Here is a 22,332-nt window from a genome sequence, read left to right as displayed (position 1 = left end):
CCCGAGGCGGCGGCGCACCGTGCGGCGCGGAACCTCCGGGCTTAGCGCGGTTTGGTGAGGTCGTACAGCGTCACGTCGCCGAACTTTCGACCGGCGAAACTGGTTTTCACCCAGTGGACGATCTTCCCCGCCTCGCTCCCGTCGCCTTCGCGCGAGGGCCGGGGGCCCGCCTGGTCGATGAAATAATGGATCTTGCCCTGCGCGGCCCATTGTTGGAAGCGCTCCAGCGTCGGCCACGGGTCGCCGCCGCCGAATCCGCCGACCGGCATCACCGGGTAGCCGGACTCCAACTGATAGCCCGCCGTGCCCATCGAGCTGACCCCTGCCCCGACCCACACGTACTGCCCGCCGTCTTGGCGCAGAAGCGCCACCAGCGCGGGGTCCGGCTTCGCGCCGAAGGGCGGTTTCGGGCCGCCAGGCCCCGGACGGGGGCACCCCTGTGCCGTCGGCCCCGCCGCGGCGGGGCCGGATTGAGGGAAAGCTCCTTCGAGCCTCGGGCCCGCCGACGGCATGCCGCCCTGCTCCGGCCGGTCCGCAACGGTGTACACGTCATACGCGAGCGGGCCCGCCAAGCCCGCGATCGCAAGCCCGGCGGCGAGCAGCCGCCAGCTCGCCCCGGCGCGGCCATCGGCGAGGGCGAAGCCGAGCGCGACGACGAGGCCGACCGCGGCAATCGCCCAGCGCAGCGGCGGGAGCCAGTCCGGAGTGCGGGACAGGATCGCCCACGCCATGCCCGACGCGGCCAGTGTCGCCGAGGCGAGCACGAGCCGAGCCGAGCGCTCGCCTCGGCGTTCCCATGCCATGGTCAAACCGGCTCCCGTCAGAGCGGCGAGCGCGGGCGCGAGCGCCACGCTGTAATACGGGTGGAAGATGCCGCCCATAAAGCTGAACACCAGCGCGGTGACGACGAGCCAGCCGCCCCAGGCCAGCAAGCCCGCCCGACGCTGGTCGGTCCGAGCGGCCCGCCCGATCCAGAACAGGCTCGCGGCCAGCAGGACCAGCGCGGCGGGGAGCAACCAGGCGATCTGACCGCCGACCTGCTCGCCGAACATCCGCAAGATCCCCCGGTCGGCGGCGAACATCCCGCGCCCCGGCCCGCCGCCGAAGCATCCTTCCCCGAGTTTGGGGAAGCCTTCGCCCGGAGACCCCAAGCCTCCCCCGTGCTCGTCCCCGTTGATCCGCCCGAGGCCGTTGTAGCCGAAGGTGAGTTCGAGGAAGGAGTTCGTCTGCGAGCCGCCGATCCAGGGCCGGGACTCTTTCGGCCGCCACAGCTCCACAAGGGCGACCCACCAGCCCGCCGAAACGACCAGCCCCGCGAGCGCGACGAAGGAGAGGCTGATCCGCGTGAGCAGTTTCGGCCGCGCCCCCACCAACCACACGAGCGCCAAGGCAGGAACGACGAGGAACACCGCGAGCTGCTTGGCGAGGAAGCCGAGGCCGACCAGCGCCCCCGAGGCCAGCAGCCACCATCCGCTCCCGCCGCGCGACCATGCCCCCTCGCCAGAACGGCGAACCGCTTCGAGCATCGCGCCGGTGGCCCCGATCTCCAGGAGCACCAAGATCGCGTCCGGGTTGTTGTGCCGGAACATCACCAACGCGATCGGCGTCGTGGCGAGCGCCAGAGCGGCGATCAAACCCGCGTCGACACCGAAGCTTCGGCGCACGACGACGTAGAGGAGCCCGACCGAGGCCACGCCCATCAGCGCCTGCGGGACGAGGATGCTCCAGGTCGACAGTCCGAACAGCTTGACGGACAGGGCCATCGGCCACAGCGCGAGCGGCGGTTTGTCCACGGTGATCGTCCCCGGAGCGTCCGAAGCTCCGAACAAGAACGCCTGCCACGACTGCGCCCCGGCCTGCGCCGCCGCCGAGTAGAACCCGTTCGACCAGCCCTGCCTGCCGAGCAGAGCGAGGTACGCCCCGCCTGAGCCGAGCAGGAGGGCGACAAGCAGCCACGTCCGCCGGTCGCACCTGCGGATCCGGTCCCCTATCGCGCTCACGCGGGATGCGCCGCGCCGCGCCGCGCGTGATGGTGTCGGAAGACGAGTCGCAAGCCGATGAACCGCACCAGCGTGGCGACGAGGTTCGCGACGATGAGCGTCACCAGCTCGATATGACGGCCGGGATCGCTGCTGACCATGCTGTGCAGGGCGTAGAGCGACCCCGAGGTGAGGCCGAGGCCGATCAGGAAAATGATCAGGCCTTGCAGGTGGTGCAGACCCGCCCCGGCGCGGCCCCGGACTCCGAAGGTGAACGCCCGGTTGGCCGCCGTGTTCGCGATTGCCGTGCTCAAGAGCGCCACCAGGTTCGCGACCTGCGCGCCGAGCAGCGGGCGCAACGCGAGATAGAGGAGGGCGAAGGCGATGGTGGAGAGGACGCCGACGACGCCGAACCGGACCAACTGCCCCACCATGCCTCGCTGCTCCGCGTCGATGACCCCGGAGCCGCCCCTCAGCGGCTCGCGGCCGACTGCCCTGCGCAGCTCCGCGATCGGCAGCTCGCCGGTTGTGAGCGCTTTGCCGACCCGCCACACGCCTTTGAGGTCGTCGACGGCCGTGCGGACGATGTCCACCCGGCTGTCCGGGTCGTCGACCCAGTCCACCGGCACCTCGTGGATCCTCAGGCCCGCGGACTCCGCGATGACGAGCAGCTCGGTGTCGAAGAACCAACCCTTGTCCTGGACCAGCGGGAGCAGTTCGCGGGCGACGTCCGACCGCATCGCTTTGAACCCGCACTGCGCGTCGGAGAAATGCGCGCCGAGCGCGCCGCGCAGGATCAAGTTGTAGCAGCGGGAGATGAACTCCCGCTTCGGACCGCGCACCACTCGGGAACCCTTGGCCAGGCGCGAGCCGATGGCCACGTCGGAATGGCCGGACAGCAACGGGGCCACGAGCGGGAGCAGCGCCTTCAGGTCGGTGGAGAGGTCCACGTCCATGTACGAGACGATCTGCGCGTCCGACTCGCTCCACACGGTGTGCAGCGCCCTGCCTCGGCCCTTGAGGTCGAGATGGCGGACGACGACGTTCTCGTGCTGCGCCGCGAGCTGGCGGGCGACTTCCAGCGTGGCGTCGGTGCTGGCGTTGTCCGCGATGACGATGCGCGCGCGGAACGGCAGATGTTCGCTCAGGTAGGCGTGCAGGCGGCGCACGCACGTGGGGAGGTCCTTCTCTTCGTTGTAGACAGGGACCACCACATCGAGCACTACGGCCTGTCCGCGCTTCTCAGGGGCGCAAACCGCCTGTGGAGCCAGCACGCTGGAATTCGTCATGCTTTGGACACTATGCCTCTCGTCTGAGATGAGGTTGAACCCCACCTGCCATGTCTCTGTGTCAAACCTGTGCGCTGGCTGTCAGCGCGGTTTCTTCGGCGCGAACAGGCAAGACGCCCCGTCATGCCCTTTATCTCCCCTGTCGAACCCCGTCGGACAAGGACTTGTTCCTCTCTCAAATATAGCTCTCGGCGACGCATTGCCGAGAGCTACGGCTCCGGAACCCTTCCTCACCCTTCCGATACCCCGAGCCTGCGCATGAGGTCGTGCACATCGAAGTCGGGCGGGCGCCGCGCGAACGAGAACGTCTCGTTCGCGCCAGATTCAGTGTGTGTCGGCGGAGTTCTCGCGTCGGCGTTGAGCAATAGAGAGAGTGCCTTTCGCCCCATCGGGCCAGCGCGGTCGCAACCTTCGGCGATGCAAGCACGGTCATCGAAACCGCACATATCGGCTGCGCGCCGGAGAAGAGAGGCAACCACTGAGCAGTCACGCAGATCGAGACGACTGCGCACAACCACGGACATCGCAAACGCGGCTGTCGTGAGTGTCTCGCGCGATTGTGTCCGAACGATCCAGGTTGCGGCTATTTCCACCCACCCCAACAAGCTCCACGCGTGGTCGTTTCCCAGCGTTTGGGCCGCAGCGTCTCTCCAATCGTTCGGAGACTGAACCAACGACCGCTCAATATCCGCAAACCAATCGTGGTTTGATATCGGCGAATCGCTCGCGGGGATCCCCTCGAGGAGTTTCAACACGGTCATGCTGGGGGCCTCACACAGTCACCATCACGCGCGCACCCGGCCTTCGTCACCATGTCAAGTTCTCGCGCGCGCAGAGCGGGCTGGCCAGCGAATGATCCGGATGTTTGAATCATATTTCCCTCCTGAGGACTCACCGGGCGTATGATACGCTCTGTTCAATCGCGGCCTTCACGAATTCGCCGTTGCGCGCCCATCACGCTCTGCTTTCGCGAGCCGAGGGGCCGGTCACCTGCCAGGTCGTGCGCCGCCGGGCGAGCCGCCCGGCGAGCAAGGCGCAGACCATGAGCTGCATTTGGTGGAACACCATGAGCGGCAGCACGGCGACGCCCAGTTTCGCGGGCGCGAAGAGCACCGAGGCCAGCGGCAATCCGGCGGAGAGGCTCTTCTTCGAACCGCAGAACAGCAAAACGGCCCGCTCGGAACGGTCGAAGCCGAACGCCCGGCCCGCGAAGACCGCCACGCCCAGTATCACAGCGAGCATGGCTCCGCAGACGGCGGTCATGCCGACGAACTCAGGCAGCCGCACCTTCTGCCAAATCCCTTGGGTCACGCCGAGGCTGAACGCGGCGTACACGACGAGCAGCACCGAGCCCTGGTCGATCAGCCTGGCCTCGACCTCGTGGCGGCGCGCCCACGCGCCGACCCATCGGCGCGCGGCCTGTCCGGCGAGGAACGGCACGAGCAACTGCGCCACGATGTCCAGGACCGGGCCCCAGCCAAGGCGCGCCCGGCCCGTCGAACCGAGCGCCCACACCGTGAGCGCCGGGGTGAGGAAGACCCCGAGCAGGCTTGAGACCGATGTGGCCACGCTCGCCGCGGCCACATCGCCGCCCACCAGAGCCGTGAACGCGACAGCGGCCTGCATCGTGGACGGGACGAACCCCAAGAAGACGAAGCCGGGGACGAGTTCCCGCGAGAGAAGCCACGGCGGCAAGAGCGCCGCCGCGAACGCCAAAGCCGGGAAGAGGGCGAACGTGCACGCGAAGACCGCGAGGTGCAGTTTGACGTTCTTCAGGCCGTCCAGCGCCTGCTTCGACGAGATCCGCGCCCCGTGCAGGAAGAACAGCAGCCCGATGGCGAGCTTCGTCGCCCAGCCCAATGCCGTCTCGGCCCGCCCCGAAGCCGGAAAAACCCCCGCGACGAGGACGACGAGCACGAGCGCGCCGAGGAACCGGTCGAACTGGACAAGTCGTTGAAGCCACCGCAGCACCTGGTCCAGGCTAATGATCGTCCGGTCCTGGGAGCTGAGGATTGGCCAAGAAAACCGGACGGTCAGCCCGAGACGGCCGCTTGCGCGGCGTGGTGCTTCTTGCCCAGCCTGCCCGCGATGACCGTGCAGACCAGGAGCTGGATCTGATGGAACAGCAGGAGCGGCAGCGAGATGAGGCCGAGCTGATCGGGGCCGAAGAGCACTCCGGCGATGGGCAGACCGGCCGCGAGGCTCTTCTTCGAGCCGCAGAACAGCAGCACCACGCGCTCCCCGTACGACAGCCGCAGCAGCCTGCCCGCCAGCGTCGTGATCCCGAGCACGAGCGCGAGCAGCGCGATGCAGTCGAGCGAGAGGACGGCCAAATCGGCCATGCTCACGCGCCGCCACACTCCCTCAGTCACCCCGAGGCTGAACGCGCTGTAGACCACGAGCAGAATCGAGCCTTGGTCGACGAGCTTGAGCTGCCGCGCGCGTTCCTTGACCCAGTCGGCGATCCAGCGCCTGGCCAACTGTCCGACGAGAAACGGCACCAGGAGCTGCGTCACGACGTCGAGGACCGAGCCCCAGCTGATCGCGACGTCGTGCGCGCCGAAGACGAGCATCACCAGCGCCGGGGTCAGGAAGACGCCGAGCAGGCTCGAAAGCGAGGCCGCGATCACCGCCGCCGCCACGTCGCCGCCCGCGATGACGCAGAACGCGATGGAGGACTGCACGGTGGACGGGGTGAGCGTCAGATAGAGGAACCCAGGGCGCAGCTCGGGTGGCAGCACGGCTTCGGGCAGCAGCCCGGCGCACAGGCCGAGCGCGGGGAAGAGGACGAACGTGAAGCAGACGACCGCGAGGTGCAGTTTCCAGTTCTTCAGCCCAGCCCACGCCTGGGCCGGGGACAGCCGCGCCCCGTAGAGGAAAAAGAGCAGGGCGATGGCGAGCTTGGTCGCCCATTCCAACGCCTCGGCCCCGCGCCCGGAAGCCGGGAGGAAACTCGCGAGCACGACGACCGCGAGGATCGCGACGACGAAGCTGTCCATGGGGATCAAGCGGCGCAGACGTGAGGACATGCCTTCTAGATGTACCCGATGGGGGTGCTGTTGCATGCGTCATAGGCGGTCTCGGGCCTCGGTCGCCGAGGTCTCGGTTTGCGCGACAGCCATAGTGTCAACTATATTGACACTATGGCTGTCGAAATCCTCGCGCCCGCGTACGGCGGGACGGAAGTCCTCGAAACGCGCGTCTTCCCCACCCCGGAGCCCGCGCCGGGCGAGATCCTCGTCGAGGTCCGAGCCATCGGGGCCAACCCCGCCGATTGGCGGCGCTATTCCGGCGAGATGGGCTCCGACCCCGCCGCGCTGCCGATCAAGCTCGGCTTCGAGGCCGCGGGCGTCGTCGCCGGGCTCGGCGAGGGAGTCAGCGCGTACGCCATCGGCGACGAGGTCGCCGTCGGCGCGCCGGGCGGCGCGTACGCGACGCATGTGACGGTTCCCGCCCACAACGCGTGGCGCAAACCCTCGAACACCTCGTTCGAGGCCGCTTCGGGGCTGAGGGCGGCGGGCGGCACGGCGGCGCACCTGCTCGCCGCCACGAACGTCGGCCCCGGCGACGTCGTGCTGGTCCACGGGGGCGCGGGGGCGGTCGGGTCCATCGTGCTCCAGCTCGTGCGGGCGCTGGGGGCGAGGGCGGTCGCCACCGCGAGCCCGGCCCGGCACGAGCATGTGCGCAAACACGGCGCAGAGCCGGTCGCATACGGTCCGGGGCTGCTCGACCGGCTCGCCCCGTTCGGCCCCTTCGACGCCGCGCTCGACCTCGCGGGCACCGACGAGGCGGTGGACTCCTCGCTCGCGCTAGTCGCCGACCGAGGCCGCATCGCGACGATCCTCGCGTTCTCCCGCGCCGCGCGAGACGGCTTCAAGGCGCTCGGCCACGCGCCCGGCGCGGACCCTGGGACCGGGATCCGGCTTGCTTCGATCCCGGTGCTCGCCGAACTCGTCGAGCACGGCCTGCTGGAGATCGCCGTCGATCGGACCTATCCCCTCGCCGAGGCGGGCAAAGCGCACGAGTACCTCAAAACCGGGCACGCGCGGGGCAAGGTCGTGCTGCTCCCCTAATCGGCTTTCGGCCCCGAACGGGCCGGGAGCATCCGGGCGAGGAGCCCGTCGCGCAGCCCGAGCGTGTGGAACAGCACCGCGCCGACGTGCGCGACCACGCAGGCGAGGAGGGCGTACGCCAGCAGGCTGTGCGCGACGCGCAGAATGCCATACAAATGTATGCTTGTCGGCGCGATCGCCGGGACGCGAAAGCCGCCGACGAGCATCGGGGCTCCCGAGGCCGAGACGAGCGCCCAGCCCACGACCGGCTGCGCGAGGAAGAGGGCGTACATCGCGGCCTCCGAGAGCGCGGCGACGATCCGCTCCGGCCCGCCGAGCGAGGCGGGCGCGGGCGGCGGGCTCCGCCAGAGGCGGTTGCCGACCCGAAGCAGGGCGAGGAGGAGGACCGCCAAACCCACGCCTTCGTGCCATCGGAGCACCGTCGGGTAGTCGCCGAGGTACCCGACCAGCATCGCGCCGAGCGCGAGCATGGCGAGGATGAGCGCGGCCATCGCCCAATGCAAGATTTGCGCGGGCAGGCCGAAACGCTCCCCGTCCCCGGTCCGCGTCTGGACGACGGCCATCAGCCCTCCTCGCCGAACTGCTGCGCCGCCGGGGGCCGTTCCAAAGAGCGCCGCCGGAAGGATTCCGCGTAGATCGCCGCGCGGGCGGGCGGGATCGGGTCGTCGGAGAGCTCGATCCCCTCAGGCAGCACCGTCGGGTCGAAGTTCGTGTCCCGGATGCGCGCCGCCGCCGCTTTCGCCGCCGGTTCGAGCACCACAGTGCCGGCTTCGATCCGTCTGCGGCTTTCGGGCCACGGCTTCGTCGGATCGTTCGTCGGATCCTCGCCCGGCTCCCCGATCTGCAACATGAGCTTGTAGCGCACCGGGCCGCGCCGCAACCGCTCGGCCAAGTCCTCGAAAAGGAAGTCCGGGCCGTCCCCGACCGCCTCTGCCGCCTCCGCCCCATCGGGGACGAGCGAGAATCGCACCGGCGTCTTCGTGCCGGACCCATGCGTGCAGACGAAGGCGCTCAGACCGTAGAACGTGGAACTCGCGAACGTCGGCGAAGGCTTCGCCGCCTGCGCGATCGCAAGCGCGGCCGCCGTCGCCGGGTTCGCCGCGAGGAACTCGGCCAATTTCGCCGGATCCGGCTTGCCGGTCGCCGGATCCGGCCGGTTCGCCACGTTGAACGCGAAGAACGCCTCCGGGGTCTGCGCGGGGAAGACCGGCGAGTTGATCATCGCCGTGCGCCACTGCTCCCCCTCCGGGAGGAAGAACCGCAGACCGAGGCCCCGCGCCGCGCCGAGGGCGTCCGGTTGATGGGCGTTCGGGCCGCCCAACGAGAAACGCCCGTCCAGCCGGTGCTCCCCTTTGGCGAACACCGAGGCCGACGACACTTCCGCGCCCGCGCCGCTGCTCTCGAACCGACCCGTCACCGCCATGCCCTTGCCATGCGCGCGGCGGTATCCGGCGAACCGCCCGCCCAGCGACTCCAGCAGGTCGACGAACGCGCGGGCGTTGACCCTGGCCGGACCGATCCGGCCTTCTGCGTAGAGGAAGCCGCCGAGCCCGGCCGCCGCGAAGCCGCCCGCGGCGAGCAGGCCGAGAAGAGATCGACGGGTCAGGGGCTGTCCGACCATACGCCGAGCCTACCTGGGTTCGGGAGGAAACGCCGTTCGTCCGAGTAGGCTGAGCCCATGCGGGAGCGGACGGGCGAGCGGCCAGGTTCTGGCGGCGGTTTTGTGCGGCGGATCTGGCTGGACGAGCGCGACAACACGGGCGGGTACCCGTTCACGTTGCCCGTGGTGCAAGCGCTCTCGCGCCGCGACGCATTGCCGCTGGCCCCAGGCGTGACGTTCTTGGTGGGCGAGAACGGCTCTGGCAAGTCCACCCTGGTCGAAGCCATCGCCGTGGCAGCGGGCTTCAACGCCGAAGGCGGAAGCCAGAATTTCCGGTTCGCCACCCGCAGCAGCGAGTCCTCGTTGGGCGCTTATCTGCGGTTGGCATGGGGCGTGCGCAAACCGAGGGGCGGGTTCTTCCTGCGCGCCGAGTCCTACTACAACGTCGCGACCGAGATCGAGCGGCTCGACGAGGACCGCAGATTCACCGCATACGGCGGTGTCTCCCCGCACGAGCGCTCGCACGGGCAGTCCTTCCTCGACCTCGCCGTGCACCGCTTCAGCCGCAATGGTTTCTACCTGTTGGACGAGCCCGAGGCCGCGTTGTCGGTCCAGGGCTGCATGGCCATGATGGTGCGGCTTGCGGACCTCGTCGCGCAGGGCTGCCAGTTCGTCGTCGCCACGCACTCGCCGATCCTGCTCGCGCTTCCGGGCTCTGTCATCTACGAGATCGCCGAGACCGGCGAGATCCAACAACTCGACTACGACCAGGCGCTCCACGTGCGGCTCACCCGTGATTTCCTCGCCAGCCCCGAGCGGTACCTCAAACATCTCTTCGCCGCCGACGAGGCTTGAGCCGCGCCGAAGTCAGCCGACTGGAGGCAACGCCAATTCGCCGAGGCTGCCGACCGGATCCGCGGGCATGAGCGCGTCGTCGTCCACCGCGAACGATTTCACCGGTCCTGGGCGGGTGGTCGCGGTCTCGAAACGCACGGTGGCCACGCCAACGCCGACCCCTTGCACCCAGCCATGGCCGAACTCCGGGTGGAACACGTCCTGTCCCGGATGGAACCGGGCGCGCGCGCCGCTGGCGGGAAGTCCGCCCGCCGCGAACGCGGCCAGGGGCGGGACGGTCCCCCAGTCCTCCCGCGCCGAAGCGCGCTCCCCGTCCTGCGCCGCCTCGTCCTCGGTGAAGAAAAGCGCCAGCTGCTCTTCCTCTGTGAGGCTCCCGAAACCCACGCCGAGCAGCCGGATCGACCCGATGCCCTCGGGGTCGGGAGCCAGCGACAACGCCGTGCCGACCAGCGCCTGTTTGTCCAGCGTGCCCTGCGGCAAGGTCGCCGACCGGGTCATCGTGCGCCAATCGCCGGTGCGGATCTTCACGGTCACCCGCCGCGCCGCCTTGCCCGACTCGAGCAATCGCTCGATCGCCTGCTCCGCGAGCTGCTGCACCTCGCGGCGAACGGCGGGTTCGGCGACGAGGTCCGTCTCGTACGTCGTCTCCACGCTGATCTGTTTGGCCGGGGCGCGCGGAGCGACTTGGCGGTGGTCGATCCCCTGGGCGAGCTGCCACAGTCCGTGCCCGATCGTCCACGTCAGCCCGGCCCGCTCGCACATCGCCTTGGCCGCGTCCATGGAAAGCTCGGCTAGCTCCCCGATCCGCGCGATCCCTTGCTCGGCGAGTTTGCCCCGCAGCACCCGCCCGACGCCCCATAGCTTGCCGACCGGCAGCTCGGCGAGGAACGCCCGCTCCTCGCCCTGGGCGACCACGAGCTGGCCCGAGGGTTTGGCGAGCCCGGACGCGATCTTGGCGAGCTGCTTGCCCGACCCCGCGCCGACGGACAAGGTCAGCCCGGTCTGTTCGAGCACCGCCGCCCGCAATTGGGCGCAAAACGCCGCGACGTCCGCTTCCCCCGCGCCGCGCAACGCTTCCGGCTCGCCGAACGCCTCGTCGAACGAAAGCTGCTCCACGACCGGCAGGAATCGCTCCACTGCGACGAACACCGCTTCGGAGAACTGCCGGTACAGGCCGAACCTCGGCGGCAAGACCACCACGCGCGCCCCGACCAGACGCTTCGCCTCGCCCATCGGCATCGCCGAACGGGCCCCGAACACTCGCGCCTCGTAGCTCGCCCCCGCGACCACGCCGCGCGGCCCCGTCCCGCCGACCAGCACCGGCCTGTCTCGGAGCGTGGGGCGGGTCAGCTGCTCGACCGAGGTGAAGAACGCGTCGAGGTCGACGTGCAACACCCACCGCGCCCTGCTCATACGATCAGGATAAGAGCAGAGTCTGACATGCTTCGCGGGGACGGAGCCGAGATCGGCTCCGCTGCTCTAGGGTGAATGCCAACCACGAGCTTTGCGCTCCCGTCCGCGAAGGAGCTGGCATGCCCCAAGTCTTTCTCGCCGAATTCCTCGGAACCGCCGCGTTGCTGCTCATCGGCTGCGCCGCGGTCGCGAACGCCGTTCTGGCTGGCACCAAAGGAGTCGCGACGGGGATCGGCTGGCTCACCCCGAGCGTCGGCTGGGGGATGGCGGTGTTCGCGGGCGCGGGCGTCGGCTTTCATTCCGGCGCGTATCTCAACCCCGCGCTCGTCCTCGCCCAGGTCGTGCGGGGGCGGGAGCTGACCGCCGGCGTCGCGCCGACCCTCGGCAACGTCGCGGGCTACGTCCTCGCCGAATTCCTCGGAGCCTTCGTCGGGTCCGCGCTGGCCTGGCTCGCGTTCAAATCGCATTTCGACGGGGAGCCCGACCCGGCGAAGAAACTCGGCGTCTTCGCGACCGGCCCGCAAATACGGGCCCCGCTGTGGAACCTCGTGACGGAGGCCGTCGCGACGTTCCTGCTGGTCGTCGTGATCTTCCATTTCGCCGTCAACCCGGCCGGTTTCGGGCCGCTCTACGCGGGGCTCCTCGTCCTCGGCATTGCCGTCGGCCTCGGCGGTCCGACCGGGTACGCCATCAATCCCGCGCGGGACCTCGCTCCGCGCGTCGCCCACGCGATCTTGCCCATTCCCGGCAAAGGCCCCTCCGACTGGGGCTACTCCTGGATCCCCGTGCTCGGGCCGCTGCTCGGCGGAGGGCTCGGGGGGCTTGTGTGCCGCTTCCTCCCCTACCTCCCCGGATAGCGGCCCGCCGCAACGCCGGAGATCGCCGCGCAGGCCCCGGGATCAGGCTTTCGACATCACGGAGTGAACGCCCTCGCCCGGCTTCACGTCGAACGCCACAGCCAGGATCTCTTTCGCGATCCAGTCCTGGTGGCGCAACGCCCACTCGTGCGCGTCCTCGGGCACGGTGAACGCCACTGTGACCCGGTCGGAGACGTCTAGGCCCAGCGCTTTGCGCTGGTTCTGCAGCTCGCGGATGCGGTCGGCGGCCCAGCCTCGGGATTCGAGCTCCTCGTCCACCTCGGTGTCGAGCACCACGAGCCCCTGCGTCCCTCCCGAGCCGACCGCCTGCGTCCGGTCCGGAGCGATCGGGGCCAGCGTCCGGGCGAACTCGCCGGGCAAAAGCTCCACGCCGCCAGCGACGATATTCTCGCCCTGCGCGGCCCAGTCCCCGGACTTGACCGCTTTGATCGCCTGCTGCACCGCGCCGCCGAGCCTGGGGCCCGCCGCGCGGGCGTTCACCGCGACCTCCCACTGCCCGCAGTCTGTGACGTCGGAGGTGATGGACACCTCGTCGACGTTCACCTCCGCCTTGATCAGGTCGATGTACGGGGCGACGGACTCTGCTCCGGGCCCGGCGACCGTCAGCGAACGCAAGGGCAGCCGCACCCGCAGGCCCGTGGCCTTGCGCAACGAGAGCCCGGCAGCGCACACCTCGCGCGCCCGGTCCATCGCGGCGACCAGCTCCGGGTCGTCCGGCAGGCTCTGCGCCTCAGGCCAGTCGGCCAAGTGCACCGAGCGCCCTCCGGTGAGCCCTTTCCAGATCACCTCGCTGACCAGCGGCAAAAGCGGGGCCGCGAGGCGGCAGACCGTCTCAAGCACGGTGTGCAGCGTGTCGATCGCGTCCTGGTCCTCCGACCAGAAGCGCTCCCGCGAGCGGCGCACGTACCAGTTCGTGAGCACCTCGCAGAAGTCGCGGAACGCCTCGCACGCGTCGGCCACGTCCAAGCCCTCCAACGACTCGGTCATGGTCTCGACGGTCTGGCGCAGCCGGGCGAGGATGTAGCGGTCCAGCGCGTGCGGCGAATCCGCGCGCCACTGTCCGGGCTGGAACGCGTACAGCCGCAGGAAGCTGTAGGTGTTCCACAGCGGCAGGAGCGCCTGGCGCACCCCGTCGCGGATGCCCTGCTCGGTGACCACCAGATTGCCGCCCCGCAGGATCGGCGAGGCCATCAGGTACCAGCGCATCGCGTCCGCGCCGTCGCGGTCGAAGACTTCCTGGATGTCGGGGTAGTTGCCCTTGGACTTGCTCATCTTCTGGCCGTCGTCGCCGAGGATGATGCCGTGCGCGATGCCCCGTTTGAACGCGGGCGAGTCGAACAGGGCAGTGGAGAGCACGTGCAGGCTGTAGAACCAGCCTCGGGTCTGGCCGTTGTACTCGACGAGGAAGTCTGCGGGGAAATGCGAGGAGAACCAGTCCTGGTTCTCGAACGGGTGGTGGACCTGGGCGTACGGCATCGACCCCGACTCGAACCAGCAGTCCAGCACTTCCGGCACCCTGCGCATGGTGGACTTGCCGGTGGGGTCGTCCGGGTTCGGGCGGGTCAGCTCGTCGATCATCGGCCGGTGCAGATCCGCCGGGCGCACCCCGAAGTCGCGCTCCAGCTCGTCCAGCGAGCCGTACACGTCCGTCCTCGGGTAGGCCGGGTCGTCCGAGACCCACACCGGGACCGGCGAGCCCCAGTAGCGGTTCCGGCTGATGTTCCAGTCCCGCGCGCCTTCGAGCCACTTGCCGAACTGGCCGTCCCTGATGTGCTCCGGGTACCAGGCGATGGACTTGTTGAGCTCGACCATTCGGTCGCGGAACTCGGAGACTTTGACGTACCAGGCGTCCACCGCCATATAGATGAGCGGCTTGCCCGAGCGCCACGAGTGCGGGTAGGAGTGCTCGATGGTCTCGTGCCGCAACAGCCGTCCTGCGGCCTTGAGGTCCTTGATGATCACCGGGTTCGCGTCGAAGACCTGCAGGCCCTCGTACGTGGGGACCGCCGAGGTGAACTTCCCGCCCGCGTCGAGCGGCTGCACCACCTCAAGCCCGTTGGCCTTCGCGAGCTCGAAGTCCTCCTCGCCGAACGCGGGCGCGAGGTGCACCGCGCCGGTGCCGGAGTCCGAGGAGGCGTAGTCAGCGCTGAGCACCCGGAACGCGTTCGGATGCTCGGCGAAGAAGCCGAACGGCGGCTCGTACCGCGAGCCCACCAGCTCCGACCCCGGCCGCGTCGACAGCACCTCCGGGGACTCGCCGAACTCCCGCGCGTAGTGCGCGACCCTCGCTTCGGCGAGCACGTACCGCTCGCCGTCCCCGCCTCGGACCTCGGCGTAGCCCAGCTGGGGGTTGACCGCGACCGCGAGGTTCGACGGCAGCGTCCACGGGGTGGTCGTCCAGATCAAGAGGCGCGCCCCCGCGAGGGGGCCGTCCACCAGCGGCATCGCCACCGTCACGGCGGGGTCTTGGCGCATCCGGTAGGAGTCGTCGAGCCGCGCCTCCAAGGCCGAGAGCGGGGTCTGCTCGTACCAGCTGTACGGCCCGACCCGGTAGCCCTTGTACACCAGGCCCTTGTCGTAGAGCTGCTTGAACGCCCACATCACCGACTCCATGTAGGTGAGGTCGAGCGTGCGGTAATCCTGCTCGAAGTCCACCCACCTCGCCTGCCTGCGCACGTAGCGGCGCCACTCGTGGGAGTACTTGAACACCGAGTCCCGGCAGAAGTCGTTGAACTTGTCGAGCCCCATCGCCTCGATCTGGCTCTTGTCGGTGATGCCGAGCTGTTTCTCCGCCTCCATCTCGGCGGGCAGCCCGTGGCAGTCCCAGCCGAACCTGCGGTCCACCCGGTTGCCCCGCATGGTCTGGAACCGGGGGATCAGATCTTTGACGTAGCCGGTGAGCAGGTGGCCGTAGTGCGGCAGGCCGTTGGCGAACGGCGGCCCCTCGTAGAACACGTACTCCGGGGAGCCCTCGCGCTGGTCCATGGCGGCGGCGAACGTGCCGTCCTCGTCCCAGAAGTCCAAGACAGCCTGCTCGAAAGCAGGGAAGTTCGCGGCGCTCGCCCCGCTCGTCAAGTCCGCTTTCGGGTACGCCGGGGCTTTCCCCCCGCCCTGCGCCGGGACAGGCGCAACGCCCTCAGCCAACGATTCTGTCTCTGCCATTGCTCCATTATCCTTTTGGGCGCCAGAGGATTTTTCAGAGCGAGGCTGCTCCGCGCCAGGCTCCTCAGAGCTCAGCCGTCGCGATCGGACGAGCTGCGCGGACTCGACCGCCAAAGCCACTGCTCCGAGCACGCTGAAGAGGACGACCGCCCCGGCCCACCACTCGCTCTTCGTCCTCGCCGCCATGCCCAGCGCGACGAACGCCAGCAGGACCAGCGGCGCGACCGCGACGAGCAGCTTGTTCAACTAACCGTTTTGCTGGGGCTGCTGCACGAGGGAGTCCTCCCCCTCGGAGCTGGCGTTGCCGCGCGAGCCGAGGTCGGTCAGCATGGACTCCAAGTGGCCGCGCAGCCTGCCCCGGTAGTCCTTCTCGAACGTCCGCAGCTCTTCGACGCGGCCCTCCAGCGAAGCCTTGAGCTGGCTGATCTGCCCGATCTTCTCCGCGTGCGTGCGGTCCGCCTCGGCGCGCAGGTTCTCGGCGTGCTCGTTCGCCTGCTGCAGCTTCGAGTCAGCCTGCGCCTGCGCCTCGGAAAGGAGCGCCTCGTGCTTCGCGCGGCCCTCGCTGACGATGCTCTCCGCGGTCTGGGTCGCCTGCGACACGAGCTGGTCGTGCTTCTCGTTCGCCTCGGAAAGGAGCCGCTCGCGCTCGGACTTCGCCTCCGCCAGCAACCGGTCCCGCTCGGACTTGGCCTCGGCGAGGATCTGGTCGGCGGTCTCCTGCGCCCGCACCAGAATCCGGCCGGCCTGGTTCGCGAGGTCTTCGGAGCTGGCCTCGCCGACAGCAGGGCCGGCGAACGCCGCGATCGGGGCGGCTCCTTGCGACTGCAGAGCCTCGACCTGAGTCTCCAGCTCGGAGACCCGAGCCTTCAGCGCGGTGTTCTCCTCGACGTTCGCCGCAAGGGTCACCTCGACGAGATCGAGGAAGGTGTCGACCTCCTCCTCGCTATACCCGCGCTGCGGGAATGCGGGACGAGTGAAAGCCACATTGTGCACATCGGCTGGGGTCAGCTGCATCGGAACGTCGGTCCTCGAATCTTGCTCAGGTTATGAACTGCCAGGTAGCAGTTATCTTGTCACATCAGTTACACGTTGCACAGCGCATCATAGCCGCATTGTCATTCTGTGTCACTTCTGTGACGCCCCATACCTTTCTTCTCCCCTTTATTCGCTCGCGACGAAGATCGCCACAGCCGGGCGCAGCGGGCTGGCCTGGCCGGATTGCGCCGCCTTGGCCGCGAACTCGCCGAGCAGACGATCCGATTCGCCCTGCGCTTGCGCGAGCAGCTGCCGCACGACTTGGCTCGGCAGCAGCAGCAACGACACCGCCTCCGAGCCCGGTTGCGCGGGCGGGAAAGCGCCCGCCGCCGGAGCCCCCTCCTTCTCGGCCCGCAACTGCGCGTTCTGCCCCTCGAGCTCGGCCACCCTGGCCTCAAGCTTCACGATGTCGTCCCGGTACAACCGCACCGACTCCTCGAGGAGATCGACGAAAACGTCGACGTCCTCGGGGTTGTAGCCCTTAAAGCCCTCCGGCGGGGCCCCGAAGGCTATGTTGTGCACATCTTCTGGGGTCAACCGCATGTCTGCATTCCTTTTCCATATCGAAGCCGCTCACCCAGGCCGCCCGTCAAGACACTATCCGTAAGGCGATCAGCACCGCGAACATCAACACCATCAACGAGATGTCCACCCGAACCGAGCCGATCGTCGTGTTCGGGATGATCCTCCGGAATAACCGCACCGGAGGATCGGTCACCATGAACACCAACTCCAAAACGACCACCAACACCCCCCGAGGCCGCCAATCCGGCGAAAGGCTCTGCACAAGCTCGATCACACTGCGAGCCAGGAGCAAGAGCCAGAACGCCGCGAGCAGCAAGCGGAGGGCGACCACCACCAAATCCATGCCACCAACATATCAGCGGTGGTTGTAGAAACCTGCCTCAGCGATCCGCCTGCGCTCCTCCGGGGTCACGTCCACATCCGAGGGGGAAAGCAGGAACACCTTGGTCGCCACCTTGTCGAAAGACCCGCGCAGAGCGAACGCCAGGCCCGCCGCGAAGTCGACCAGGCGCTTGGCGTCGGCGTTGTCCATCTGCACCAAGTCCATGATCACGGGCGAGCCGTCGCGGAACCGCTCCCCGATGGTGCGCGCCTCGCTGTAGTCCTTCGGACGCAGCGTCGTGATCTTCGAGAGCGCTCCGGAGAGCGCCCCGGCCTCCTCGTAGGCGGAAGGGCGGCGGTAATCCAGGTCATAACGGTCCGGCCCTCTGCGCGAGGACAACGTGCCGACGACGGCGCGGGAGGCGCCTCGGCCGGGGATGGACGATTCGTACTCCCCCGCAGGAGCGTGTCCCCAGTCGTACGCGGGCTCGTAGTCCACGTACTCTTCGCGGTAGCGGCGAGTCCTCGTCGCGGGCTGGCGGTCGTCCTCCAGATACTCGTCCTCGTACGCGTCAGCTGGCATCATGCCGAAATAGGCCTTGACCTTTTGGAGCGCGCTCATACCCTGCCTTCCGGATTGGAATACTTGTTAGGGCGAGGGTATCGGTCGCGCGCCCAAAATCGCGGTACCGACACGCACACATGACGATCCGGCGGCGATGGCCGTCGCGAAATCGCCCGACATCCCCGCCGACAACGTCGTCGCCGAAGGATGGTCGGCCTTGAGCGCATCGTGCAATCGCGCCAATCTCTCGTACGCCTGCGCGGGGTCCGCCGCCAGCGGCGGGATCGCCATCAGGCCCTGCAACCGCAAATGCTCCGATGCCGCGATCTGATCGGCGAGGGCCGGGACGTCCTCCGGCAGCGCGCCGCTCCTTCGCCCGTCCCCGTCCAGGCTCACCTGGACGAGGACGTCGAGCGGCTGGCCGCCTCTCTCAGACACGGCCTTCTCGAACGCGGCGACGAGGCGGGCTTCGTCCACGGACTGCACCACGTGCGCCCACGAGGCGATGGACTTCGCCTTGTTGCGCTGGATCTGGCCGATCATGTGCCACCGCACCCCTGGGACCGAATCGCCAAGCTCCGCGACCTTCGCCCGGGCCTCCTGGTCGCGAGACTCGCCGAACTCGCGGCAGCCCAGCTCGTAGAGCAGCGCCGCGTCGCTCGCAGGGAAGAACTTGGTCACCACGACGAGCGTCACCTCGCGCGCGTCCCGACCCGCCCGCGCGCACGCCTCGGCCACCTGCTCGCGCACGCTCGCGAGCCGCTCGGCGAGCTCGGCCCTGCGACTCACGGCCGCTCCCGGCCAACGCCGCTGATCGTGCCCACATGGTCGTACACCCCGGAGAAAGGCCGCGGCGCCACCGGCTCCGCGCGATCGGCCTCCGATTGCCAGACCACCGTGGCGAACCGACCGGCCGACTTGTCCCGGCGGTGGCTGAAAAACCTCGTGTCTTTAATCGTACAGACCTTGACGTTCGAAACGTGGCCTTTGACCCCGATCTCCCCGAGCTGGCGGACGAGGCCCGCGCGCAAATCGAGGCCCGCCGTGCCCGCTTCGGTGGCGCAGGCGCTGCCCGGCAGAAGCGCTTCGACCTCGTCCCGCATGTCCGAGGGCACCTCGTAGCTCGCGCCGCTCGCAGAGGGACCGAGCCGCACGGCGATACGCTCCCGTTTGGCCCCGAGCCCGACCATTCTCGCCACCAGTTCGCGGACGATCCCGTTCTGCGCCCCGACCCTGCCCGCGTGCGCCGCCCCGACCACCCCGGCCTTCACGTCCAGCGCGACCACCGGGACGCAGTCCGCCGTGAGGATCGCGAGCGCGACGCCGGGCAAGTTCGTCGCCGCGCCGTCCGTCTCGGCGATGACGAGCGGGCCGTCCGCCTCGGGCCACAGCCGGTCGACCACCGCGACCTTCGCGCTGTGCACCTGGTTTAGCCAGACGAAACGCCCGGCAGGAATGCCGATCTCGTCGGCGAGCCGCTCGCGGTTCGCCGGATCGCGCATATCGCCATCGGCGACCGTCGTGGTGAGGGTGCGGACGCGGGTCACGTCTTGAGGCTATCTCCTCATGAAAGGCGGCACGTCCACGTCGTCCTCGCCCTCGTCGGTCACCACGCGGTGGCCGTTGTTGGAGGCGCTGACCGAGGCGGGCGCGAGAACCTCTTCAGAAGCGGGGGCGAAGTCGTCGCCGAAGACGTTCGACGGCTTCGGCTGCGGCTTCGCTTGCTGCTGCGCGGTCGGGCGGAACCGGGAGGAGTCGATGGTCCGAGCCTTCGGGGAGCCGCCGTCGAAACCGGCCGCGATGACTGTGACTCTGACCTCGTCGCCGAGCGAGTCGTCGATCACCGTGCCGAAGATGATGTTCGCGTCGACGTGCGCGGCCTCCTGGACGAGCGAGGCGGCCTCGTTGATCTCGAACAACCCCACGTCGGAGCCGCCCGCGATGGAGATGAGCACGCCGTGCGCGCCCTCCATGGAGGCTTCCAGCAGCGGGGAGTTGATCGCCAGCTCGGCGGCCTTGAGCGCCCGGCCGTCGCCTCGCGCCGAGCCGATGCCCATCAGGGCGCTGCCCGCGCCGGACATGACGCCGCGCACGTCGGCGAAGTCCACGTTGATCAGACCGGGGGTCGTGATCAGGTCGGTGATGCCCTGGACGCCGTTGAGCAGCACCTCGTCGGCGCTGCGGAACGCGTCCATGAGGCTCACGTTCATGTCGCCGATCTGCAGCAGGCGGTCGTTCGGGATGACGACGAGGGTGTCGCAGGACTCGCGCAGGGCGGCGATGCCGTTTTCGGCCTGCGTGGCGCGCCGCTTGCCCTCGAAGGAGAACGGGCGGGTCACCACGCCGACGGTGAGCGCGCCGAGCTTGCGGGCGATGTTCGCGACGACCGGAGCCGCTCCGGTGCCGGTGCCGCCGCCTTCGCCTGCGGTCACGAACACCATGTCGGCCCCGCGCAGAAGCTCTTCGATCTCCTCTTTCGCGTCCTCGGCGGCGCGGCGGCCCATCTCGGGGTCCGCTCCGGCCCCGAGGCCCCGGGTGGACTCGCGGCCGATGTCGAGCTTCACGTCCGCGTCGCTCATCAACAAAGCTTGCGCGTCCGTGTTGATGGCGATGAACTCCACTCCCTTGAGTCCCTGCTCGATCATCCGGTTCACGGCGTTGACCCCGCCGCCGCCGATCCCGATGACCTTCAGCACGGCGAGGTAGTTGTGCTGGGATGTCATGAGCTCTCCATCTTCGTGTGCGTTTTGTCCGTTCATTGCCAAGCTTGAGTTTCGACTTTCAGCGCTGCCCCTATTTCGGAATACCGCTGACGCTAAGCGTCGTCCTCGCGAATTACGCTCAGGCGCGCCGTCATGTCTCGCTTTTATCACCATGCGGCTCCGCAAGATCGCAACATGAGTCACAGTGGTGTATTCACGCCACATTCCCGCTTTGCTCTTCGGACAATCTCTTCGGGCAATACGGTGTAAGCCTGCAATCCAGTCCTGCAATACAGTGCAGGTATGACTTCCGTTACTCCCGCGCTCCGCCTCCTGCCGATCCGAAAGCCCAAGAGGCCGATGCTCGCCTCGCTCGTGGCGCAGACGAGCGCGTTGCTCAAAATTGCGCCCCGCCCACTCTTGCGGCTGGCGGCGGGCCGCCCGGTCCGAATCCGGGGGGACGAGCTGGAACTTGAGACCCAGCTCCTGCTCCGGGCGCAAGCGCTGACCGGGCAGCGGGCCGATCCCGCGCCGCAGGACCCCGAGACAGCGCGGCGCGAGATCGCCCGGCTGACCCAGCTGCCTCCCCGGCATGGGGGGCCGTCCGGTCGCCCGGCTGGCCACCCTGATCCCCGGAGCCGGCGAGGGCATTCCCGCCCGGCTGTACGCGCCGGAAGGATTGGCGACAGGCTCGCCGCTGCTCGTGTACTACCACGGCGGCGGGTGGGTGATCGGAAGCCTCGACACCCATGACGAGCTTTGCGCGTATCTCGCGGCGGCCTCGGGCATCCGAGTGCTCTCCGTGGACTACCGGCTCGCCCCGGAGCACCAATTCCCCGCCGCGGTCCTGGACGCGGACGCGGCCTACCGCTTCGCGCGCGAGCGCGCCGAGGAGCTGGGCGCGGATCCGGGGCGGATCGCCGTCGGCGGGGACAGCGCGGGCGGGACGCTCGCCTCGGTCGTCTGCCAGCAGAGCGCGCTCGAAGGCCGCCGGCCCCCCGACTTCGGCCTCCTGATCTACCCTGCGGGGGATTTGATCGAGCAGACCGAGTCGCGACGGCTGTTCGCGACCGGATTCTTCCTCGAAAAGCCCAGGATCGACTGGTTCTCGGACTGCTACTGCCCGCCTCAGCTGCGGGATGATCCGCGCAGCTCGCCGCTGCGCGCCCCCGCCGTGGCCGGGCTGCCCCCGGTCTACGTCGCCACGGCGGCTTTCGACCCGCTCTGCGACGAGGGGGAGGCGCTCGCCGCGAAGTTCGCCGAGTCAGGCTCCGCCGTGACGCTGCGCCGCCATCGGGGCCTTGTGCACGGCTTCGCGAACATGGCCTCACTCAGCCCAGGGTCGATGGCGGCGCTCAACGAGATGGCCGGCGCGTTGCGCAGCGCCCTCGGCGTGCCGCCGGGCGCGTAACGGCGCAGTCAGCCGCAGGTCTCTTGGTAGGCCTGCCGCATCTCGTCGTCGGTCTGCTCGAACGCGTCCTCGGCCTCCTTGAGCGTGGTGGCGACGAATTCCTCTTCTTCCTCGGCAGACGCGAAACCCTTTGAGCGCCGCTCAAGCGCCTCGGAATACTGCTGCACCGCAGCCGCGCGGTCCCGCATCGCGTCGGCCAGCTGGGCCGAGTCGATCTGCGTGGCCCCCACGGAGAACAAGACCCGCTCGTACTCGTAGGTCTGAGCGGCGATCTGCAACACGCCCGACTTGCCCAACTTCTGCGACAGCTCCGGAGAATTCGCCGTGCCGGTGAGCATCTGCTCGCGCGCGACGACTTGACGGGTCACCTGCTGCATGTAGCGGCAGTCCGGCGAAGCCGGATCGGCGGCGGCGGGCGACTGGGCCAGGACGGCGGCAACGCCGACGGCGGAGAACACGAACAATCCCTTCACCCGCTCATTCTCGCATTCGCGGCCTGCCGAGTCCAAAAACCGCCGGAAGTT

20 protein-coding genes are annotated in these 22,332 nt (G+C 68.9%); 4 read left to right on the top strand and 16 right to left on the bottom strand.

Going from position 1 to position 22,332, the window contains the following annotated elements:
- Positions 1-41: 41 nt before the first annotated feature.
- From HMPREF9336_RS03300 to HMPREF9336_RS03285, 4 genes are all read right to left on the bottom strand, one after another.
- The gene (locus HMPREF9336_RS03300; protein WP_021030014.1) at positions 42-2,000 is read right to left on the bottom strand and encodes a glycosyltransferase family 39 protein; all 1,959 of its coding nucleotides are present in this window, start codon (positions 1,998-2,000) and stop codon (positions 42-44) included.
- Entirely contained in the window at positions 1,997-3,268 is a 1,272-nt protein-coding gene (locus HMPREF9336_RS03295) for a bifunctional glycosyltransferase family 2/GtrA family protein (RefSeq protein WP_040584582.1), read from the bottom strand. The genes HMPREF9336_RS03300 and HMPREF9336_RS03295 overlap by 4 nt, the downstream gene beginning before the upstream one ends.
- Positions 3,269-4,222: 954 nt before the next feature.
- Positions 4,223-5,239 (bottom strand): bile acid:sodium symporter family protein, encoded by a 1,017-nt coding sequence (locus tag HMPREF9336_RS03290; RefSeq protein ID WP_007471471.1) that lies wholly within the window; start codon positions 5,237-5,239, stop codon positions 4,223-4,225.
- Positions 5,240-5,301: 62 nt separating this feature from the next.
- Positions 5,302-6,297, bottom strand: a complete 996-nt coding sequence (locus HMPREF9336_RS03285; RefSeq protein WP_007471473.1) for a bile acid:sodium symporter family protein — start codon at positions 6,295-6,297, stop codon at positions 5,302-5,304.
- Positions 6,298-6,411: 114 nt separating this feature from the next.
- Here HMPREF9336_RS03285 and HMPREF9336_RS03280 point away from each other — a divergent pair, with 114 nt between their 5' ends.
- Entirely contained in the window at positions 6,412-7,341 is a 930-nt protein-coding gene (locus HMPREF9336_RS03280) for an NADP-dependent oxidoreductase (RefSeq protein ID WP_021030013.1), read from the top strand.
- Here HMPREF9336_RS03280 and HMPREF9336_RS03275 read toward each other — a convergent pair.
- Positions 7,338-7,904: a cytochrome b gene (locus tag HMPREF9336_RS03275; protein WP_007471478.1), complete on the bottom strand. Its 567-nt coding sequence runs from the start codon at positions 7,902-7,904 to the stop codon at positions 7,338-7,340. The two genes, HMPREF9336_RS03280 and HMPREF9336_RS03275, sit on opposite strands and share 4 nt — an antisense overlap.
- Positions 7,904-8,962, bottom strand: coding sequence for a catalase family peroxidase (locus HMPREF9336_RS03270; RefSeq protein WP_007471480.1), 1,059 nt, complete (start codon positions 8,960-8,962; stop codon positions 7,904-7,906). The genes HMPREF9336_RS03275 and HMPREF9336_RS03270 overlap by 1 nt, the downstream gene beginning before the upstream one ends.
- A gap of 57 nt (positions 8,963-9,019) precedes the next feature.
- On the opposite strand from HMPREF9336_RS03270, the gene HMPREF9336_RS03265 reads away from it, so the two are divergent.
- On the top strand, positions 9,020-9,796 hold the full coding sequence (locus tag HMPREF9336_RS03265) for an AAA family ATPase (RefSeq protein WP_007471481.1): 777 nt from the start codon (positions 9,020-9,022) through the stop codon (positions 9,794-9,796).
- A gap of 12 nt (positions 9,797-9,808) precedes the next feature.
- Here HMPREF9336_RS03265 and HMPREF9336_RS03260 read toward each other — a convergent pair whose 3' ends face one another.
- Complete coding sequence (locus tag HMPREF9336_RS03260) at positions 9,809-11,209, bottom strand: DNA polymerase IV (protein ID WP_084206607.1); 1,401 nt, start codon at positions 11,207-11,209, stop codon at positions 9,809-9,811.
- A 119-nt stretch (positions 11,210-11,328) separates the two neighbouring features.
- On the opposite strand from HMPREF9336_RS03260, the gene HMPREF9336_RS03255 reads away from it, so the two are divergent.
- Positions 11,329-12,066 carry an MIP/aquaporin family protein gene (locus HMPREF9336_RS03255; RefSeq protein WP_007471483.1) on the top strand — a complete coding sequence of 246 codons (738 nt, stop codon included), beginning with the start codon at positions 11,329-11,331 and terminating at the stop codon, positions 12,064-12,066.
- 42 nt (positions 12,067-12,108) lie between these two features.
- Here the strand turns inward: HMPREF9336_RS03255 and ileS are convergent, their stop codons facing one another.
- The 8 genes from ileS to ftsZ form a co-directional block, all read right to left on the bottom strand.
- Complete coding sequence (gene ileS / locus HMPREF9336_RS03250) at positions 12,109-15,249, bottom strand: isoleucine--tRNA ligase (protein WP_084206652.1); 3,141 nt, start codon at positions 15,247-15,249, stop codon at positions 12,109-12,111.
- 246 nt (positions 15,250-15,495) lie between these two features.
- On the bottom strand, positions 15,496-16,263 hold the full coding sequence (wag31, locus tag HMPREF9336_RS03245) for a DivIVA-like cell division protein Wag31 (RefSeq protein ID WP_007471485.1): 768 nt from the start codon (positions 16,261-16,263) through the stop codon (positions 15,496-15,498).
- Between the two features lie 147 nt (positions 16,264-16,410).
- Positions 16,411-16,827, bottom strand: a complete 417-nt coding sequence (locus HMPREF9336_RS03240; protein ID WP_007471486.1) for a DivIVA domain-containing protein — start codon at positions 16,825-16,827, stop codon at positions 16,411-16,413.
- Positions 16,828-16,873: 46 nt separating this feature from the next.
- Positions 16,874-17,152: a YggT family protein gene (locus HMPREF9336_RS03235; protein WP_007471487.1), complete on the bottom strand. Its 279-nt coding sequence runs from the start codon at positions 17,150-17,152 to the stop codon at positions 16,874-16,876.
- Between the two features lie 12 nt (positions 17,153-17,164).
- The gene (locus HMPREF9336_RS03230; protein WP_007471488.1) at positions 17,165-17,752 is read right to left on the bottom strand and encodes a cell division protein SepF; all 588 of its coding nucleotides are present in this window, start codon (positions 17,750-17,752) and stop codon (positions 17,165-17,167) included.
- Positions 17,753-17,779: 27 nt separating this feature from the next.
- Complete coding sequence (locus HMPREF9336_RS03225) at positions 17,780-18,484, bottom strand: YggS family pyridoxal phosphate-dependent enzyme (protein WP_007471489.1); 705 nt, start codon at positions 18,482-18,484, stop codon at positions 17,780-17,782.
- A complete protein-coding gene (gene pgeF / locus HMPREF9336_RS03220; RefSeq protein ID WP_007471491.1) occupies positions 18,481-19,242 on the bottom strand; it encodes a peptidoglycan editing factor PgeF in 762 nt (253 codons plus the stop codon). The genes HMPREF9336_RS03225 and pgeF overlap by 4 nt, the downstream gene beginning before the upstream one ends.
- A gap of 9 nt (positions 19,243-19,251) precedes the next feature.
- On the bottom strand, positions 19,252-20,418 hold the full coding sequence (gene ftsZ / locus HMPREF9336_RS03215; protein WP_007471492.1) for a cell division protein FtsZ: 1,167 nt from the start codon (positions 20,416-20,418) through the stop codon (positions 19,252-19,254).
- A 571-nt stretch (positions 20,419-20,989) separates the two neighbouring features.
- On the opposite strand from ftsZ, the gene HMPREF9336_RS03210 reads away from it, so the two are divergent.
- Positions 20,990-21,808 (top strand): alpha/beta hydrolase, encoded by an 819-nt coding sequence (locus HMPREF9336_RS03210; RefSeq protein ID WP_007471493.1) that lies wholly within the window; start codon positions 20,990-20,992, stop codon positions 21,806-21,808.
- Positions 21,809-21,816: 8 nt separating this feature from the next.
- Here HMPREF9336_RS03210 and HMPREF9336_RS03205 read toward each other — a convergent pair whose 3' ends face one another.
- Complete coding sequence (locus tag HMPREF9336_RS03205) at positions 21,817-22,281, bottom strand: hypothetical protein (protein WP_021030011.1); 465 nt, start codon at positions 22,279-22,281, stop codon at positions 21,817-21,819.
- Positions 22,282-22,332: the final 51 nt, after the last annotated feature.

The sequence above is a fragment of the Segniliparus rugosus ATCC BAA-974 genome, from assembly GCF_000185725.2.
GTDB lineage: Bacteria > Actinomycetota > Actinomycetes > Mycobacteriales > Mycobacteriaceae > Segniliparus > Segniliparus rugosus.
Note: the sequence above shows the minus strand (reverse complement) of the source record. Positions and strands in the feature narration are given on the sequence as shown.